Raw genomic sequence first — 16703 nt, forward strand, 5'->3', positions numbered from 1 at the left:
CGTTGACCTGAATCCGTGAAGTGTGATGGGGTGGACTGACCCGCATGGATTCGGAACCCATTTTGGGGGTCAGCGATGCCCTGATTCGGCCGCTTTTTCGGGTCATCGCCTTTTCAAGGCCTGAAAAGCCTTCCTCGGACGATGCCATCTCGGACAATTTTGAACACATTTCACCCCGTTATGCCCAAAGGAGCTTTCAGGCTTTTGGGGCGGCGATCCCTACGGTGGGCAAGATTTGAGATAAACACTCCGAAAAGCGTGAAAAGCGGGACAATGGCGCCCCCACCGGAGTTTCAGCCGACGACCGCTTCGGATCACACGCCCCGCCGGACAGATCAGCTCCTGAATCACGGTCTTTGTGCGACGCCGCCTGGTCCGATTCGAGCCGGCGAAAAACGGGCCGGGAGTCCGTTTTGCCCCAGGATCTGCAAGCTGTTGGAAGCCAATCCGCCAAGGGTCAACAGCAGCGCATGGGTGGCAAACTTTCCAGAGGGAAATCGCTTTAAATCCAGAGCGGACTTGATCTCATTGTGAATCCGCTCGATCAGATCCCGATTCTCGGACAACCGGATCGCTTCATCCTCATGGACGGAAAGCGACGTCCACCAGCCTCCCGGCTCGATATCGGGCCGGATCAAGATTTGTCCCTTGCTATCCGATATCCTCTCGGTCACCCGGATCACCTACAGAAACTCATAAGTTCTCTTTTCAGGGTGTCGCGTCCCCCACGTGCTGAAGATCGCCGCTTTCCTGCCGGGCCGGGGACCACTCACACGGCCTTCCCTGAAGGCCCGATCACGCCAAGAAGGGACGTCCGCCCTGCGCGGATTCCATCGGAGGATGAAGTTCACCTTAGGGTGTCGGCAAAACGCCACAAGCGTTTCCAAGGCATCATGCGCCCCATCCGTTCCCACCGGCATGGGCGTGCGGGTGACCTTGCGCGCATGCACCAACATCTTGCGCAAAAAGTCAACGAATCCGTTCTGAGAATGCAGAGACCCCGGGCGAAGCTCCAGGCCCGGACAACATCCCCCCGGCCAAGGTCGGCCCCAATCGGCGCCTCTCCGTCGTCGTCCTGGTCCGTCCGCGAAACCCCTTCTTTCTTTGTGTCGGAATCGTCCAGGCCGAAAACATCCAGGTCAAAGGCACATGCCCCGTGGAAAGCGCCGTCACGGGAACACGGATCCTCTCAAGCAGCTCAACACTACCGGCACCGGCAAGGCGACCAAAACCCCCTCGCGTGCTTATCCACACGTGGCCGCAGGGTTTCTTGCGAAGGCACCTTCTCAATGTCCAGAGCCTCTTTGAACACCTCATCGCCGGCGACCCGTGCAGCGGTTTCAAAGTCACTCTTGCCCGGATACAGAAACCCCAAGGTGGTCTTGAGCACATCCGCGAGCGGGATCATCGGCCGCTCTCTGGAACTTCCCTTCCCAACTGCCCGCACAGGCGCGTGGTGCCGTCGGTCGGATTCCCCACTAGGGCCATGCCCGCGTGTCCGCTGGAGAAGGCTTTCAAAGACTGTTCGATCCCAGTTTTCTTCATGAGTGCAGCCGCCGGGTGAAAATATGACAGGAGACCCTACAATATAAATGAGTTGCAGACTCAATTGATTATATCCAGTAAGTCGGCCTTAGGCATAGGCGCAATATCACGGATTAAGGGAGTTGTAATAAGATATCTTCCTTAAGACAGTCTTATGCATAGGCGCACTCTCACGGATTAAAGCATAGACCTGAATCCGTGGAACGAGAGGGTGTGAGCTCACCTTCAGACATCCTATTCGATGCACCTGTGTGGTGAAAATGTGGTCGGAGACTGGAGAGCATAAAATGGATGTAACCGAAGATTGATATTTTATATAAGACAGTTCCATGCAGAAAAACAATTACATGGATTAATATTCTCGTGCAGTGTCAAACGTCATGTTTGATGAAAGACTGAGCTTCACGCCATTCCAGTCCATGTGCACGGGAGGGTAACCCGGTCTCCCGTGCGAACGATCCCGTCTCTCGGTTTGGAGACCGCGGTGGGGCAACGGGCGTGCCCCGGCTTCCCCCCGTCATGGGGAAGCCGCCCACAGGGACCGCGGCGGCGGAGTGTCTATCACAACTTCAAATGCGCATTCTTCGGGCTGGAGATCCTGTGGAGGCATCGGACGGAACGGCGCGAATCCACGAGGTGGTCAGGCGCTGTACTTCTGTTTTTCCTCCTCCACCACATTGATGATGTCGTAAATGATGCCGGGAACCTTGCGAAGGACTCGGTCCCAGGACATGGTCTGCGGGGTTTCGAAAAGCTGGGTGCGGGCGTTCTGGGCGCATTGATGAATGGTTTGAATAAGACCCGAGGAAACGTAGGGTTGAAAGGCGGGTTGGCTTCCCACAAAGGAAATGAACCGATCGGCCAGCCGATACGGCGCCAGCAACAGGTCTCCCGCATAGAGGATGGCGTTTTTGAACACCCCGTGCGCCATGGCTTCTTCCCGGTCCGGGTCGTAGTCCAGGCCGCAAAAAGCGGCGTTGTCCGCGTACATCTTGATGAGTGTGTCGGCGACGTTGAGGTAGGTCAAGGTGAGATCCCGAATGAAATGATCCGAAATTTCCAGGCCTTCCTCGATCACGAGAGCGCTCAACAGGGTCGTCACAATGTCAATGGCCATCTTGTGCAGGCCTCGATCCTTGTCATCGGGAGAGACGGGTTGGTGCTTGTGATCGAAAGGTTCGTGGGAGATTTCCACCTGAGCGATATTGTTGGCCTTTCGGTAGACTTCGATGAGCGTGAAGATTTCCACACCCCAGTTCATGGCGAAGTGCATGCGCTTCAAGAGGCTCATGTCGAAAACGACTTCGCCGGACAGCTGATAGTTGAAGGTGAGCAGAAAGTCCACGAGGCGCAGGACTTTTTCTTCTTGGCTTTCGGTGAATTTGCGTTTGAGGGCGATGAGGAGGGGATCCAGAAGCAGCCGTTTCACCCGGCCGTAAAGTTCGCCGTTTTTCAGCCGGGCGTAGAAGGCTTTGGAAAACTGATAGTTCAGGACCTGCACGGGGTAGATGAGCCGGTCCAGTTGGTCGCAGGTAAAGGTTCGGATATCCGCATCCAGCAGAGCTACGGTTTGGGCGCCCAAAGCCAGCGCGATGCCGAAGGTCAAAAACATGTTGCGGCCCTTGCCTCGCACATCCAGTGCAAAGCCGGCCTGGGACAGTTGATCGTAAATGCTTCGAAACCCCGGCCCGTCGTTGTGCACGACAAAGCTGTTGTGCAATTTGCGCCGGCGAACCATGTTCCACAGTTCTTGCGTTTCTTCTTCCGTGGCCCCGTCCAGCCCGAAGAGAATTCGGGAAATGTACGGGGCGCCTTGGAGCTCATCCAAAATATTTTCAAAAACCGGGCGGTTTTCCGGGTCCGTGAATTCGCTTGCCAGCAACGGGATAACCAACACCGTTTTCTTCCACCGTGAATGGTGAATGAGTTCTTCTTTCATTTTTGCGTTGCTTGGCGTGAGCAGATAAAAGGTGGCGATTTTTGTATGCTTTTGGGCAAAGTTGGACATAGGGGACTCCTTTTCCACAGATCAGCGGCCGACAAGGGCCTGGACCAACGCGTCAAAGCTGTCGATCCGGGGCCCGGGCCAGTGGGTGTTTGGGGACGATGCCGCAAGACCCGGGGTGAACAACACCGCCTGTAACCCTTGGTTTCGGGCGGCTTCCATGTCGTTGACGGGGTCGTTGCCCACCACGAGGAGGGCTTCGGGATTCAAACCCCGCCGTCGGGCCCGGGTGACCACGAGGCGAAAGAAGTACGGGTCCGGTTTGGCAAATCCCAATTCGAAAGAAAAGAACGTCCACTCGGGATCGAAGAGATCGTCCAACGCTGCCTCAAAAATATATTCCAAGATGGGCCGGGTGTAAAACTGGGCGTTGGAGGCCAGGCCCAGAGCGCAGCCGTGCCGGCGCAAGGTGCACAGCATGTCCCCAGCGCCTTGAAAGGGGCAGACCGGATTGGCCACAAGTTCTCGATATATGGCCGTATCCAGAGGATCCGGGAGAGTTGCCGGCGGATCGGGAACACTGCGGAGCAGATCTTCCCAAATGCGTTCCACCAGGACTTCCGGCCGTTGGATGCCGATGGTCCGGCATCGTTCGTGTTCTTCGGCCACAGCCCGAAAGAAGCCGTCTGCCCAGATCCTCGCGGCCCTTTGAGAAAAGCCGAAACGGCGGGCGGTTTCCGCAAAGCTTTCCTCGCTCAGGCGCTGGCGCATCTGGTGTTCTAGATCACCGTGTTTGGCGGCCAGGAGGGTCCCATACACGTCGAAGAGCACCACGCGCGGTTTGGGATCGAAGTGCGGGACCACCCCGCTGCCACCCGTGGGTTTGGGGGTTCGCGTCACGTGAGCCTCCAGCCATTCCCGCCACCTTTCCATCACCACCCTCCGAACAGCGGGCGCTGGTAGGAAGGATCAAAAAACAAGCCGGTCATACCGATGTCGAGCTCAGACGGAACGGATGAAAGCAGCGCCGGCTCCTCGGGCGCTCTCATCGGGCCGTCGTGCGCTCCTTCCGGGCTGGGGGTCTTTCCGATTCCTTCCGATGTCCCATGGGCCGCGTGCGGGGATTCGATCCCGTAGAAGGCCGCCGTCAGGCGCCGCGCATGGGCCGTGGGGCCGAAGCGGGCGAAGAAACGGTCAAAAACCGATTCATCCAGAGCGGCCGGCGCAAGCCGCCCGTGGGCATCCCATGGCGTCATTTGGTTCCGGACTTGATCTACCAGCTCTTTTTGGGCCTCCATATCCAACATGCCGAAATCCACCTCGGGCGCACCATAGACGTCTTCAAGCCGCGTGAGAAACCGCTCCACAGCTTCTCGAGAAAGGGTTCGAAGCATTCTCGAGTAGGATTCGGCGAAGCGACGGCCTTGGGCCAAGAGGCGAGCCCGGTGTTTCTCGCTGACCGGAACCGGGAGCGTGTCGTACAAAGACCGGGCTTCGAAGCCGACGGCGGCGAAATCGGCCGTGACGTCCGGAAGGTTCCGCCCGTAAAGCGGGCGGCCTTGCAGCGGGCCTTCCAAGAAGGCGAAGCCGAAACCTTCCAAAAGGGATGTGGTCATGACGGCATCACTCCAGGCCATGAGCTCTTCGAAGGAAAAGGATTGGCCGACCAGCTCGGTGCCGAACCCGATGACGCACGGAAGCCTTCTACGGCGCACGAAATTTTTCACCTCCTGCGCGTAGGGTTTTTCCTGGGCCGACGTGGCATCCAAGGTGATCAGAATCTGAGGAGTCTCAGGGTGGCCTGCCGATAGGAACAACGCCTCCAAGATATTCTTGCGTCGGATCAGCCGAACGGGAACAAGCCAGCGGGGCCGGCGGGGATCGAACGTATAGCCGTGGTCCAGCGCATACCGGGCTAGGGAGTCTTCGAGAACGCGCCGCCTGGAATCGCCGAGAACCAGCCGGGGTTCGGTGGGCGGAATCATCACGTTGGGCAGCCAAAAGACCCGGTCGGAGGGGAGTCCGCATTGGCGCAGCCTGTCGTGATCCGCGGAGTTGAGCACGGCATAGGCTGTGTTGGGCGTTTGAGGGTAAATGGCCGTGAGACCGCCGTGGGACCAGCAGCGCCGGAGTCGTGCCATGTTCTGTACCCGACCGCATTCGGGAAAGTCGTGGATATGATAGAGAAAACGGCAAGGACGACCTTCCGCCCAGGCCTGCTCGGCGGCGGCCTTCCACGCCGCGGTCACCGCAGGGTTTTTGCCCAGGGTGGGGTTGTGCGGCCAAAAGAGAGTCGGCCCATCCGCCCACGAGAGGATGGTGTCCCGCAGCGTCCGCACGTCGCGGCGGAATGTCTCTTCGTCAGGCCATGGGGTGTCCCGATAGTCCAGCCGTTCATCGACAACGACCCGCACGTCATGGACCAAAGTCTTCAGGCTGTGGGCGAAACTTTGCACCCCGTCAGGGCGCCCTACGGCGAGGATCACCGTGCGGCTGGAAAGCCACCCCTCTTGAGCGAGGCATTGAAGGCTTCGGAGCAAGGCCGTGCGCACGCCGCCCCGCAACAGATGATAATGAAAAAGAACCAGTTTGTGGGGTTCTTCCATCATGGGGTGTCCTTGCATTTTATCGGAACTATGTGCACAATTCCCGTCGCGGATCAACCTTTATCGGGGGTTTGTATGTGCACCCATATCGGCTTCGTGTCCACACGTTTCACGGGCGCCGACGGCGTCACCATGGAGGCGGGCAAGTGGGCGGAAATCTTTCGGGAGTCGGGTCATGAATGTTTTTGGTGGGGTGGTGAAGTCCATAAGGATCCCTCGCGTTCCATGGTCGTTCCCGAAGCCCATTTCCTGTATTCGGAAAACCAGAAAATCCACGCCGAAGCGTTCAGCGGCGAGATGCGATCTCAAGAGCTGACCCGAAGGATCCATGACTATCGGGCCATGCTCAAGGAAAAGCTGGAAGAGTTTCTCAACGCGTTCGACATCCGCCTCCTCGTTGTAGAAAACGCCTTGGCAAGTCCCCTCCACATCCCCTTGGGGCTCGCCTTGACGGAGATCATCGCGGAAAAGAAAATCCCCACCATCGCCCATCACCACGAATTTTACTGGGAACAGAGCCGATACGCCATCAACTGCGTGCAGGATTTTCTCTCCATGGCCTTTCCGCCCGTGCTGCCCACGATCCAGCATGTGGTCATCAGTTCGGCCGCCCACGAAGACCTGGCCCATCGGCGCGGAGTGGCCTCCTGCATTATCCCCAACGTGTTGGATTTCGATCACCCGCCGCAGCCCGATCCGGAAAAAGGGGCGCTGCTGCGTCGGCTGGTGGGGCTGAATCCCCGGGACAGGATCATCGTCCAACCGACCCGGGTCATCCGCCGCAAGGGTATCGAATATGCCGTGGAGATTGCCGCCGCCCTGAAGGATCTGAACTACCATTTGGTGATCACCCACCACATCGGCGAAGGGGATCCAGACTACGCCGCCTGGCTTCATTATCAAGCCCGAGAGCACGGCGTGTCGTTGCATTTCCTGGGCACTCACGTGGTGGATCCGTGGGTGGAAGGGGAGCTTCCTGGAGAAAAAATCACGCTATGGGACATCTACCCCCACGCCGACCTCATCACTTACCCCAGTCTTTACGAAGGGTTCGGGAACGCTTTTCTGGAGGCCATCTATTTCCGCAAGCCGTTGGTCGTCAACCGGTACGCCACCTTTGTGCGGGATATCGAGCCCTTGGGGTTTGATCTCCTGATCATGGACGGATATGTGAGCCGGAGGTTGGTGGGCCGCATCCGTGCTGTGTTGCAGTCGGAAGAACGGCTTCGGGCCATGGTGGAACACAACTACGGGCTGGCCATGAGACATTTTTCCTACGGCGTGTTGCGTCGGCGGTTGAATTTCCTGCTCATGAACTTCTTCGGTTTGGAGGTGTAAGTGGACACCATCCCTTTGCACGAAAGGCTGATTTTCGCCTTGGACCTGCCTTCTCCGGAAGAGGCCAAAGCGTGGGTGGAAAGGCTGGAACCCCAGGTGAAGTTTTTCAAGGTGGGTTTCGAATTGTTTCTCGCCGGGGGTTTTCCCATGGTGGAGTGGATCCAGAACCGGGACGCCAAGGTTTTTTTGGATCTGAAACTTTTCGATGTGCCCGAGACGGTCCGACGCGCTATGGCTCAGGTGGCCAAGAGAGATGTGGCGGTGACCACGGTGCACGGCAACGATGGCATGCTTAAAGCTGCCGTGGAGGCGAAAGGGTCGGTGAAGGTTTTGGCCGTCACCGCCTTGACCAGTTTGGATCAGGCGGATCTCCATGACCTTGGGTTTCAGTGCTCTGTGGAAGACCTGGTGCTGTCGCGGGCAAAGAGGGCCTTGGCCTTGGGCTGCGATGGCCTGATTTCCTCAGGTTTGGAGATTCCACGTCTGCGCCGCGAATTGGGGCAGGGCTTCCTGGTGGTGGCTCCGGGCATTCGACCGGTTGCCAACGTGGACGACCAAAAAAGAACTGTGGACGCCCGCCGGGCTTTTGCCTCGGGGGCGGATCACATCGTGGTGGGACGACCCATCCGCGATGCGGCGCACCCGGAACGGCTCGTGGAAGAGATCGTGGCCGAGATCGCCCGAGGACTTCAAGAGCGCGCGGGGCTCTGATGCCGACCGGCGATGTGGAGTGAAGACGGGACGGGCGCACGCTCGTGTGGACGAAGGCCACCGGGGTCAATGCTCCCACCGCCAAACCGTTTATGCGTTCCACGGTTCGGACAAAAAAGCTTTTTCTTTCGGAAGGTGAACCCCCGGCCCACGGCAAAGAACGGAAAGGACCTTCAAGATGCCTGACATTGCGGATGTGAAAGCCTTTTTGAAGACCCACGGAATCGAAGTGTGGGAATTTGACGCACTGACCCCGACGTCAGAAACGGCGGCCCAGGCCGTGGGATGCACGGTGGCCGAAATCGCCAAAAGCATCCTTTTCCTGGTGGGCGATCAGCCCGTGGTGGTGGTCACGTGCGGAGACCGCCGCATCAAAGGGTCCAGGTTGAAACAGGCGACGGGCCTGAAAGGCAAGGTGCGCCTTCCCGGCGAGGATGAAGTCCTGCGTTTCACCGGTTATGCACCTGGGGGTGTATGCCCTTTCTTACTTCCAAAATCGGTCAAAGTCCTCATCGATTCCTCCATGCGCCGGTTTCCCGTGGTTTATGCGGCGGCTGGCAATGACCGTTCGGCGGTTCCCGTCACCGTCGATCAGCTTCTGGACATCACCGGCGGCATGGAAGCCGCCGTGTCCGATGCCATCGGGGAAAACGGGGAAAATTCCCAGGAGAGCTGATCTCATCCATTCAGCATCATGCCGGAGGGGGCTCATGAAACGCATCGGTGTTCCCGCGCTGTGTTTGTGGGCTTTTCTGGGACTGCTTTCAGGGCACGGTGCGGCTCAGAATCCCTACACTCCGGCTCCGGGAAGCACGGAACGGCGAGCCGTCCTGGATGCCCTCAGGTCAGGACTCCAAACCTTTCCCCAACGGTATAATCCAGGCTTTCAATACCGTCGTGACGACGTGCGGGTTCTTTATGACCAGCCCATCCGGTTCTTGGTGGATTGGATGAAAATCCAAGGCTCCTGGGCGTGGGTCGAGGTGCGCGGCCACAACTATGGAATGCGACTCTGTGGACTCTTGCAAAAAAAAGCCGGATCATGGACCGTGGCGGGCATGGTTCGACCCGATCGGGTCGTGTGCACCCAGGACACCCCGAACTGCCGTGACCTTCGACAATGGGTTTACACACAGATGCGGCTGAAGTTTCCCGAAGTTCCTGCAATGATTTTTCCTTCGGTTTCCGAGGAACACCGCAGTGTGCTGGAGGCTTTGGTGTCAGGGTCACCAGAGTGTTCCTGGGTTTTCTGGGTCACCCATTTCGGGGCTGGACGAGACTGGGTCTGGATTGAAACCGAGCCATACGGCGGGGACGGCATGAGCGAATTTGAGCCGATGGGTGCTTTGCTGCAAAAAGTGTCAGAGGGATGGGTTGTCCGGGAGCACCGTCCGTGTTGTGGGGAGAGTGCTGATGATCCCGACGGCGACAATGCCACGAGGTACTATCGGAAACTGCGGCAGAGGTATCCCATGGCGCCGCCGGACATCTTTCCCAAGTAGAGGTCGCATGAGGGAGGCATTTTCACCTTACCCGAACCACAACCATAGGGGGGACACATGATGGTGGATTACGCGGCGATGCAGACCATGATTCAGGAGGCTCTGAAGCCCAGAAGCCTGCCTCTGGCGGTGCGGTTTCTTGCCGGGGATGAGGATTTTCCCGAGAAGACGCGCCGTCCCAAGGCTTTTTTGAAAAAGCGGGTGACGATTTGCCAAGGCATTACCATGGCGCGGCTTTACGGGTGGACTGTGGGTCTGAAAAAGGAGGACATCATCTGTGTCCCGGCACTCTTGGGTTGGGGCATGAGTGGGGCTTCGAACCGAGAGGAAGAAATGAAACAGCTCTTGCAGTCCGTGGGTTTCGCTTCAGGCCCCGAGGCGGCCGAAGCCCAGCTCAAAGGCATGATATGCGTTCCGGAAGGCACCGTTCACGGCATTCTGCTCAGTCCCTTGGCCAAAGCCCACACCGAGCCGCACACGGTGGCAGTTTATTGCAATCCCGCGCAGGCCATGCGTTTGGTTCAGGCTTTGACGTACTGTGGCAACGGCGGCGAAGGCCGTCATGGCACCTGCCCATCGGTGACCGGATCGTTCGCCGGCAAGGTGGAATGCCTTCAGACCCTTTATGCCCCGCACGCTCTGAATGCACCGCGGCTGTCCATTCCCGGCTTGGGGGACCGCATTTTTTCCATGACGCAGGACGATGAGCTGGTGGTGGCTTTCCCGGGACGGTTTCTGCCTCAAGTGGCGACGGGGCTTAAGGAAGCCGGCAAGGCTATCGGGGCTCGGTATCCCGTGACCTTCTATCAGAATTTCGAGCCGGAATTTCCCGCACCTTACAAGGACACGGCGGCACGTCTCGGGCTTTTCGACGAACCCTAAGTGCGGACGGAAAGACCCCACAGCAATAGGACGGTCTGCTTTTCGCCGGCCGCGTGCAGTGAACGCCGCCGGATGATCCCATGCCGTCCGCGCCGCTGACGATGACCCGGCCGCCCCGTTCGCGCCGGCGTTTGGCGAGGCGCTCGGGTGGGTAGAGCCGGGTTTCATCTTCCCGACAGAGCAGAACGCCGGCGGCCGCATCGGGCAAAGAAGAGATTTTTCAGGCGGAAGATGTCCCAGAAAGCCTGCAACTTTTGCCTTTGACTGTGGACGAACTTCAACGTCCCATGACCGAGTCGGTGACACTGAAGATGTGGACTGTGCCGTAAAAGTTCGCCGAAGAGGCTAATCACCCCAGATACGCATGGGGGATGCGGGGGATGTTCGGGATGGGTTTTCATGGGCCCGATTGATGGGCTTGTCTTGGATCGTGACAAGAGACGGGAACAGATCGTGAATGAAAAATCCGGGGGATTGCAAAGGACAACGAATATGGCCGACGTCACCCGATATGCGGAGTTTTTCGCTCAGCCCGTCAGCCTTTTCGGTTTGGGCGCCCGACGGAAACTTGTCGGGCATCTTCGGGCGTTTGCGGCCCGGCGGGTTCTTGTGTGCACCGATAAAGGGATTGTGACGGCGGGCATCGCCGATGAACTGACCACCATCCTGAGGCACACCGCCCAACTCGATGTGGTGCTTTTTGACGGCGTGGTGGCCAACCCCACGGAGGCGTGTGTTCGGGAGGGTTACGAGCTCTATCAGAACCAGCACTGTGACATGATTGTCTCTGTCGGCGGCGGCAGCGCCCACGATGCGGCAAAGGCCGTCGGTGTCATGGTTTCGCATGACGGCATGCTGTGGGAGTTCGTGGGAATAAACAAGCTCAAAAACACCCCCCCGCCTCTCATCGCCGTCAACACCACGGCGGGAACGGGAAGTGAAGTCACCCGCTTTGCGGTGCTCACCCATGTGGAAAAGAAGACAAAGCTCACCCTCGTGGATCGACGGTTGACGCCGCTCATTGCCGTGAACGACCCGGAGCTCATGGTGGGTCTGACGCCTGAACTCACCGTCCAGACCGGCATGGACGCCCTCACGCACGCCATCGAGGCCTATCTGTCCCGGATAGCGACGCCGCTCACCGATGCCTGCGCTTTGGAGGCCATCGGCCTGATCGCCACGCACCTGCCTCGAGCCTACGCCTGCGGCCCCGATGTGGAAGCGCGTGCGGCCATGGCCTACGCCCAGTACCTTGCAGGGCTCGCCTCCAATAATGCCAGTGCCGGCGCCGTGCATGCCATTGCGCACCAGCTGGGGGGCCTGTACAACCTGCCGCACGGATTGTGCAATGCCGTGCTGCTCCCTTGGGTTCTGGAATATAATCTGACCGCGTGCATGGAACGACTCGGGCGGATTGGCGAGGCCATGGGGAAGGCGCCGGAATCGGGATCGGTCCGCGTTCGGGCGCAGAAGGCCATCGACGTGTTGCGGGTTTTCCAAAAGGATTTGGGGGTGCCGGAGCAGCTGGGGGCCATCGGTGTGACCGAAGAGGATCTTCCCTTGATCGCCCGACAGGCCATGTCGGACCCCACGGTGTTGACGAACCCCCGCCGGGCGACGGTATCGGATCTGCTCACTCTATTGAGAAAAGCCCTCTAGAACGGACGTGGCATCAGGAGCGGGGGAAATCGTCGCTTCCCGCGGGGACCGAACACAGACTTTTTGCGAGGCGTGTCCAGAAGGAGAATGGACCGGAAGCAAAGGCTGCCGCGGGACGCGATGGCCTTTGAGGGACTGGGGAACAGATCGCCTTGGTCCGCCGGAGCCGATCCGCCCGAAACGCTTCGGGGGAGGGAACCTCGGCGCGGGAAAACATTTTCTCGATGACCTCCCCACAGCGGGGAGACCCGCCGGGATGCACGGGAAGGCCGGGATGGAAACCTGTCGGGAAACGGCCGAAAGAGAACAGGAGGGTGAGATCATGGCGGTTTCCATGGAAGGCATTCGACCGTATCGGAACATGGCGACCACGTGTCGTACACGTCCCGTTTCCGTAAAGCGGCTCAGGTGGCCGAAGCTCGGCCCCGTGGAGGTAGAGCCTGGGAAATATCGCGTCACCCTGCTGCGTGAGGATCTCATTGAATCCGCCGCGCGGCTCTGGCGTCTCGGTTACCCTGAACTCTACGGCTCCCCTCATGAATTCCTGTTGGACCCCGACGAATATGACCGGTGGGTGGCGCTGTGGGAACGCTGGGAACAGGATGCCGGCTCCAAAGTCTATTGCATGGCGGTTTTGGAAGACATGAAAACCGGTGAAGCCGTGAGCGGGTCGGTGCTCACCAAATATGAGAAAAACCTCCAGGTGGAATACTCCCTGGTGACCACTCTTCCGGATTTTCGACAAAAGAACCTCACCGCCGAACTGCGTCGTTTCGTCCGAAAGGTCGCCGCCGGCACAGGCGCCGAATACTTCACCACATTTTGCGAAACGTGGCATGACATCACCCAACAGTGGTGCGTGAAGGGGGGCTGGAAAATCGCGGGGATTTTTCCGGGCAACTTCATCCGATGGAACGGGGAAAATCAGGAATACCGAGGGTGCACGGTGCATTTTTATCGTTTCGCGCCGGGGGCTGAAGCCTACGTCACCCGGCCCGAAGAGTGGCGTTTGGCGCCGAAGGTGGAAAAAGTCTGGCGCGTTTTATGGGAAGTCAATCAGGAACTCTGAGGATAGAGAAAGGCAGAAGATTTCGTGACGGTTCGATCGGCACAGCAGTTACCCATCGGCGTTTTCGACTCGGGCGTAGGGGGGCTCACCGTCGTCCGCGCGCTCATGGAGCGGCTCCCCTTTGAGAACATCATCTATTTCGGGGATACGGCGAGGGTCCCCTACGGGGTGAAATCGGTGGAGACCATTTGCAGCTTTGCCGAGCAAATCACCGACTTTCTCCTGAACCAAGGCGTGAAACTCCTGATCATCGCCTGCAACACCATGGCCGCCGTGGCTCGGCATGTGGTGGAAGAACGGTCCCACATTCCCGTCTTGGACGTCATCGACGCAGGAGCGCGCAATGCCGTCCACGTCACGCGAGCCCGTTACGTGGCGGTGATCGGCACGCCGGCCACCATCAACAGCAACGCCTATGCGCGGGCCATTCACCGCTACGATCCTTCCGTGCGCATCTTTTCACAGGCGTGCCCGTTATTCGTGCCCTTGGTGGAGGAAGGATGGCTGGACCATCCGGTGACGCGACTGACGGCGGAAGAATACTTCAAACCCGTTCTCTGTCATCCCATAGATACCATGGTCCTGGGCTGTACCCACTATCCCCTGCTCAAACCATTGTTGCAGGAGGTGGTGGGCCCCGGAGTCCAGCTGGTGGATTCGGCAGAGGCCATGGCGGATCAAACGGCGGAAGTGCTGCATGCCACGGGGTTGGCCGCGGTGGAAGAAAAGCCCCCGGAGTACGTCTTTTACGTGTCAGATGTCCCTTTGCGTTTTCAAACCATTGGGGAGCGCTTTTTGGGGCGCACCTTGGCCAACGTGCATGTGGTGAGGTGGTGAAAGGATTCTTTAGGGAGGGTCCTAAGGATCTCTCTGAGATCCCTGAAGCCCTTGTCCGACAGTCCCGAGCCGCTCGTTGGCCGCGATTCCGGATGGGTTCGTCGGGGCGGGAGGCTCTTGGGAGTCCGCGGGGACCGACAGCCGCCGATCCCGGCCATGCCGGATCGTGGGGATGAGCGGATTTCCAGGCAGGTTCTCAGGGCACAGGGACACATGAAGGAGTAGTGCGGGAGGAGCGGATCCTCCCGCCCCGGGGTGTCATTCCAGAGGATCGTTTTCCACCAGGTTCCAGATGCCGCAGGGGCACGCCCCGGCGCAAAATCCGCATCCGATGCACCGCTCCGGGTCCACGACCATTTCGAAGCCGCCGTTGTGGGCGCCCACCCTCTGAATAGCGGCCTGGGGACAAATGGCGACACAAATCCCGCAGTCCCTGCAGGAACCACACGAGGCGCATTCGCCGGACACTCGTCGACGCTGTGGAACCGGAGGCGGCGCGGGTCAAAATACTCCAGTTTGACCCGCCTGGGGTCGATCATGGGTCGGATTGGGTGGGTCGGCCGGCGCCCGGACAAGATGTCGTCGATGGCTTGAGCCGCCTTTCTTCCGGCGCCGATGGCGTCGGTGAGAAGGCCTAAGCGGACGGCGTCGCCGATGGCAAAAATCTTTGGATCGCTCGTCTGGTAGTATTCATCGACTTTGATGAATCCTCGTTCCGTATGGACGGTCTCCGGCAGGAAGCCGAGTTCGGGCTGATCCCCGATGGCGATGATGACCGTATCGGCCGGTAGGATTTCCCCGGTGGTGAGTTCCACCCCTTCGGCTGTGATGGCCTTGGTGAAACATGGCCATCGGAATTCGGCACCGGCCGCTTGGGCCGCGTCGCGTTCCTTGCCGAAGGAAGCCGGTTCCTGGATGTCGATGAGCGTCACCTTTTCAGCGCCGAGCCGGTAGGCTTCCGTCGCCGCATCACAGCCGACGTTACCGGCGCCGATGACGACCACGCGAGGTCCCACTTCTGCGGCGTCCTTCTTCGCCTTTTGAAGAAACTCCAGGGCCGGGATCAGGCGCTCCTTGCCGGGGACAGGCAACAGGCGGGGTTTTTGGGCCCCTACGGCGATGACGACCATGTCGAAATCCGCCTTGAGCTGTTCCACATCCTCCCGGGTCAGTTCTTGCTGCAAATGAACGTGGGGCAAAGCCTGGCGGATACGATCGAGCTCGGCGTGCAGGATTTCGTCGGGAATCCGACTCTTGGGGACCGCCTCGCTCACCTTACCGCCCAGCTCACGGCTTCGGTCATACAGAACGGTTTCATGACCCTTGCGGCGCAGTTGCCAGGCAACGGAGAGTCCCGCAGGCCCCCCGCCGATAACGGCGATTCGTTTGCCGCTCAGCGGCGGCAGATCGGGAAGCTTGGCCTTGAGGCTCGCTTTGCCCAGTTGGGTGACGTCCACCGGTGCCATGCGCAGCCCGTGCCTCGTGCAGGATTGCATACATAGGTTCGGGCACAGATAGCCGCAGACCGTGGCCGGAAAGGGCGTATAGGCCAGGGCCATGTCCACGGCTTCGTCCACCCGGCCTTCCCGAATGAGCCGCCACCTCTCGTGCACCGGAATTCCCGTCGGACAGGACGCCTCGCAGGGTGCGGCGTATTTCTTGTTTTCCCACACGGGCACGTATCGCCGCAGGTTTCCGGAGACAATGACGGGGATGGGGCTGCGGTCCAGATTCGTCAGGTCGCCGATGAGACCGCCGGGGCCCAGCTCTCGGTCCCACACCTCCCGGTGAAAGGCGCTCATGGACTTTCTGGGCACGGCCGCTTTTTCGTGGGGCTTGCGGGCCTCCAAGAGTTGCCATTGGCTCCGTTGGGCAAAGAATGGGAAAAGATCCACCCGTTTGATTTTTTCCAGAAAGTTTTGAAGATTTTTCACCAGCCAATGCCAGTCGTCGTCGCTCAAAGGCACGAGCTTGGCGTCCGCCTGACTGTACCCGCCGTGGGGACCTCGGAAAAAGATTTTGCCTCCCACCATGCCCACACAAGGCCGGTAACCCAACACATTGCTGGGATTTGCCGGCTCATGGCCGCAGATGACGGCGATCCCCCCGGCCATGAATTCCGCGAAATAATCGCCCACGGATCCCAAGACCCATAGTTCCGGCGGGGCAAAACGCGGGTTGTGTTTGGTCATGGTCATGCCCCGGGCCCCGATATTGCCGGCGATGAAAATCTTTCCTTGGGCCATGGCGTTGGCCACACCGTTGGCCGCATGGCCGTGCACGACGATTTCCGCCCCAGCGTTCAGCCAGCCCACGTCGTCGGAAGCGGCTCCCAGGACTTCGATGAACGTGTTGGGGAAGCCCATGGATCCCAAGCGCTGTCCCGAAGTGCCGTGGACGGTGACATGAATGGGGTTCCCGTCGGAGCACCACAGCCGTCCTCCGATGCCGTGCTGTCCAAAGGCTTCCACTTCCAGCCGGCGATGGCCTTGGGCCACGGCCCGCTGGAGGCGCTCTTCCAAAATGCGCGATTCCAGGCGCCGACCTTGTTCGCGCCCGGAAATCCAGTAGGCGTCTTGCGCTGTCGTCCGTTGCATAAATCCATCCCT

15 protein-coding genes and 1 pseudogene are annotated in these 16703 nt (G+C 59.3%); 9 read left to right on the forward strand and 7 right to left on the reverse strand.

Annotated features, from left to right (window positions below):
- The first annotated feature begins 44 nt into the window (after positions 1–44).
- Entirely contained in the window at positions 45–239 is a 195-nt protein-coding gene (locus tag ACZ5K9_RS12690; protein WP_464271701.1) for a hypothetical protein, read from the forward strand.
- Positions 240–347: 108 nt separating this feature from the next.
- Here ACZ5K9_RS12690 and ACZ5K9_RS12695 read toward each other — a convergent pair whose 3' ends face one another.
- From ACZ5K9_RS12695 to ACZ5K9_RS12720, 6 genes are all read right to left on the reverse strand, one after another.
- Entirely contained in the window at positions 348–638 is a 291-nt protein-coding gene (locus ACZ5K9_RS12695; RefSeq protein ID WP_464271702.1) for a hypothetical protein, read from the reverse strand.
- Positions 639–1204: 566 nt separating this feature from the next.
- Positions 1205–1408 (reverse strand): hypothetical protein, encoded by a 204-nt coding sequence (locus ACZ5K9_RS12700; protein WP_464271703.1) that lies wholly within the window; start codon positions 1406–1408, stop codon positions 1205–1207.
- On the reverse strand, positions 1405–1545 hold the full coding sequence (locus ACZ5K9_RS12705; RefSeq protein ID WP_464271704.1) for a hypothetical protein: 141 nt from the start codon (positions 1543–1545) through the stop codon (positions 1405–1407). Before ACZ5K9_RS12705 ends, ACZ5K9_RS12700 begins: the two co-directional genes overlap by 4 nt.
- Positions 1546–2185: 640 nt before the next feature.
- Entirely contained in the window at positions 2186–3553 is a 1368-nt protein-coding gene (locus ACZ5K9_RS12710; RefSeq protein WP_464271705.1) for a glycosyltransferase family protein, read from the reverse strand.
- Between the two features lie 21 nt (positions 3554–3574).
- Complete coding sequence (locus tag ACZ5K9_RS12715) at positions 3575–4423, reverse strand: HAD family hydrolase (protein WP_464271706.1); 849 nt, start codon at positions 4421–4423, stop codon at positions 3575–3577.
- A complete protein-coding gene (locus ACZ5K9_RS12720; RefSeq protein WP_464271707.1) occupies positions 4423–6099 on the reverse strand; it encodes a glycosyltransferase family protein in 1677 nt (558 codons plus the stop codon). Before ACZ5K9_RS12720 ends, ACZ5K9_RS12715 begins: the two co-directional genes overlap by 1 nt.
- A 72-nt stretch (positions 6100–6171) precedes the next feature.
- Here ACZ5K9_RS12720 and ACZ5K9_RS12725 point away from each other — a divergent pair, with 72 nt between their 5' ends.
- From ACZ5K9_RS12725 to murI, 8 genes are all read left to right on the forward strand, one after another.
- Positions 6172–7434, forward strand: coding sequence for a glycosyltransferase family 4 protein (locus ACZ5K9_RS12725; protein ID WP_464271708.1), 1263 nt, complete (start codon positions 6172–6174; stop codon positions 7432–7434).
- The gene (gene pyrF, locus ACZ5K9_RS12730) at positions 7435–8145 is read left to right on the forward strand and encodes an orotidine-5'-phosphate decarboxylase (RefSeq protein WP_464271709.1); all 711 of its coding nucleotides are present in this window, start codon (positions 7435–7437) and stop codon (positions 8143–8145) included.
- A 178-nt stretch (positions 8146–8323) separates the two neighbouring features.
- Positions 8324–8821, forward strand: a complete 498-nt coding sequence (locus tag ACZ5K9_RS12735; RefSeq protein ID WP_464271710.1) for a YbaK/EbsC family protein — start codon at positions 8324–8326, stop codon at positions 8819–8821.
- A 34-nt stretch (positions 8822–8855) separates the two neighbouring features.
- Positions 8856–9647: a hypothetical protein gene (locus tag ACZ5K9_RS12740; protein WP_464271711.1), complete on the forward strand. Its 792-nt coding sequence runs from the start codon at positions 8856–8858 to the stop codon at positions 9645–9647.
- Positions 9648–9704: 57 nt separating this feature from the next.
- A complete protein-coding gene (locus ACZ5K9_RS12745; protein ID WP_464271712.1) occupies positions 9705–10529 on the forward strand; it encodes a DUF169 domain-containing protein in 825 nt (274 codons plus the stop codon).
- A 399-nt stretch (positions 10530–10928) separates the two neighbouring features.
- On the forward strand, positions 10929–12188 hold the full coding sequence (locus ACZ5K9_RS12750; protein ID WP_464271713.1) for an iron-containing alcohol dehydrogenase: 1260 nt from the start codon (positions 10929–10931) through the stop codon (positions 12186–12188).
- A gap of 256 nt (positions 12189–12444) precedes the next feature.
- Positions 12445–13257 (forward strand): hypothetical protein, encoded by an 813-nt coding sequence (locus ACZ5K9_RS12755; protein WP_464271714.1) that lies wholly within the window; start codon positions 12445–12447, stop codon positions 13255–13257.
- 24 nt (positions 13258–13281) lie between these two features.
- Complete coding sequence (murI, locus tag ACZ5K9_RS12760; RefSeq protein WP_464271715.1) at positions 13282–14094, forward strand: glutamate racemase; 813 nt, start codon at positions 13282–13284, stop codon at positions 14092–14094.
- 258 nt (positions 14095–14352) lie between these two features.
- Here murI and ACZ5K9_RS12765 read toward each other — a convergent pair.
- A pseudogene (locus ACZ5K9_RS12765) lies at positions 14353–16691 on the reverse strand (FAD-dependent oxidoreductase).
- Between the last annotated feature and the right edge of the window lie 12 nt (positions 16692–16703).

The sequence above is a fragment of the Desulfosoma profundi genome (assembly GCF_055387865.1).

Excerpts from the sequence above, each read along its gene's own strand:
- ACZ5K9_RS12690 (WP_464271701.1), top strand. The coding sequence starts at position 45 with ATGGATTCGGAACCCATTTTGGGGGTCAGCGATGCCCTGATTCGGCCG.
- ACZ5K9_RS12700 (WP_464271703.1), bottom strand. The coding sequence starts at position 1,408 with ATGATCCCGCTCGCGGATGTGCTCAAGACCACCTTGGGGTTTCTGTAT.
- ACZ5K9_RS12705 (WP_464271704.1), bottom strand. The coding sequence starts at position 1,545 with ATGAAGAAAACTGGGATCGAACAGTCTTTGAAAGCCTTCTCCAGCGGA.
- ACZ5K9_RS12710 (WP_464271705.1), bottom strand. The coding sequence starts at position 3,553 with ATGTCCAACTTTGCCCAAAAGCATACAAAAATCGCCACCTTTTATCTG.
- ACZ5K9_RS12715 (WP_464271706.1), bottom strand. The coding sequence starts at position 4,423 with ATGGAAAGGTGGCGGGAATGGCTGGAGGCTCACGTGACGCGAACCCCC.
- ACZ5K9_RS12720 (WP_464271707.1), bottom strand. The coding sequence starts at position 6,099 with ATGATGGAAGAACCCCACAAACTGGTTCTTTTTCATTATCATCTGTTG.
- ACZ5K9_RS12725 (WP_464271708.1), top strand. The coding sequence starts at position 6,172 with ATGTGCACCCATATCGGCTTCGTGTCCACACGTTTCACGGGCGCCGAC.
- ACZ5K9_RS12735 (WP_464271710.1), top strand. The coding sequence starts at position 8,324 with ATGCCTGACATTGCGGATGTGAAAGCCTTTTTGAAGACCCACGGAATC.
- ACZ5K9_RS12740 (WP_464271711.1), top strand. The coding sequence starts at position 8,856 with ATGAAACGCATCGGTGTTCCCGCGCTGTGTTTGTGGGCTTTTCTGGGA.
- ACZ5K9_RS12745 (WP_464271712.1), top strand. The coding sequence starts at position 9,705 with ATGATGGTGGATTACGCGGCGATGCAGACCATGATTCAGGAGGCTCTG.
- ACZ5K9_RS12750 (WP_464271713.1), top strand. The coding sequence starts at position 10,929 with ATGGGCCCGATTGATGGGCTTGTCTTGGATCGTGACAAGAGACGGGAA.
- ACZ5K9_RS12755 (WP_464271714.1), top strand. The coding sequence starts at position 12,445 with ATGCACGGGAAGGCCGGGATGGAAACCTGTCGGGAAACGGCCGAAAGA.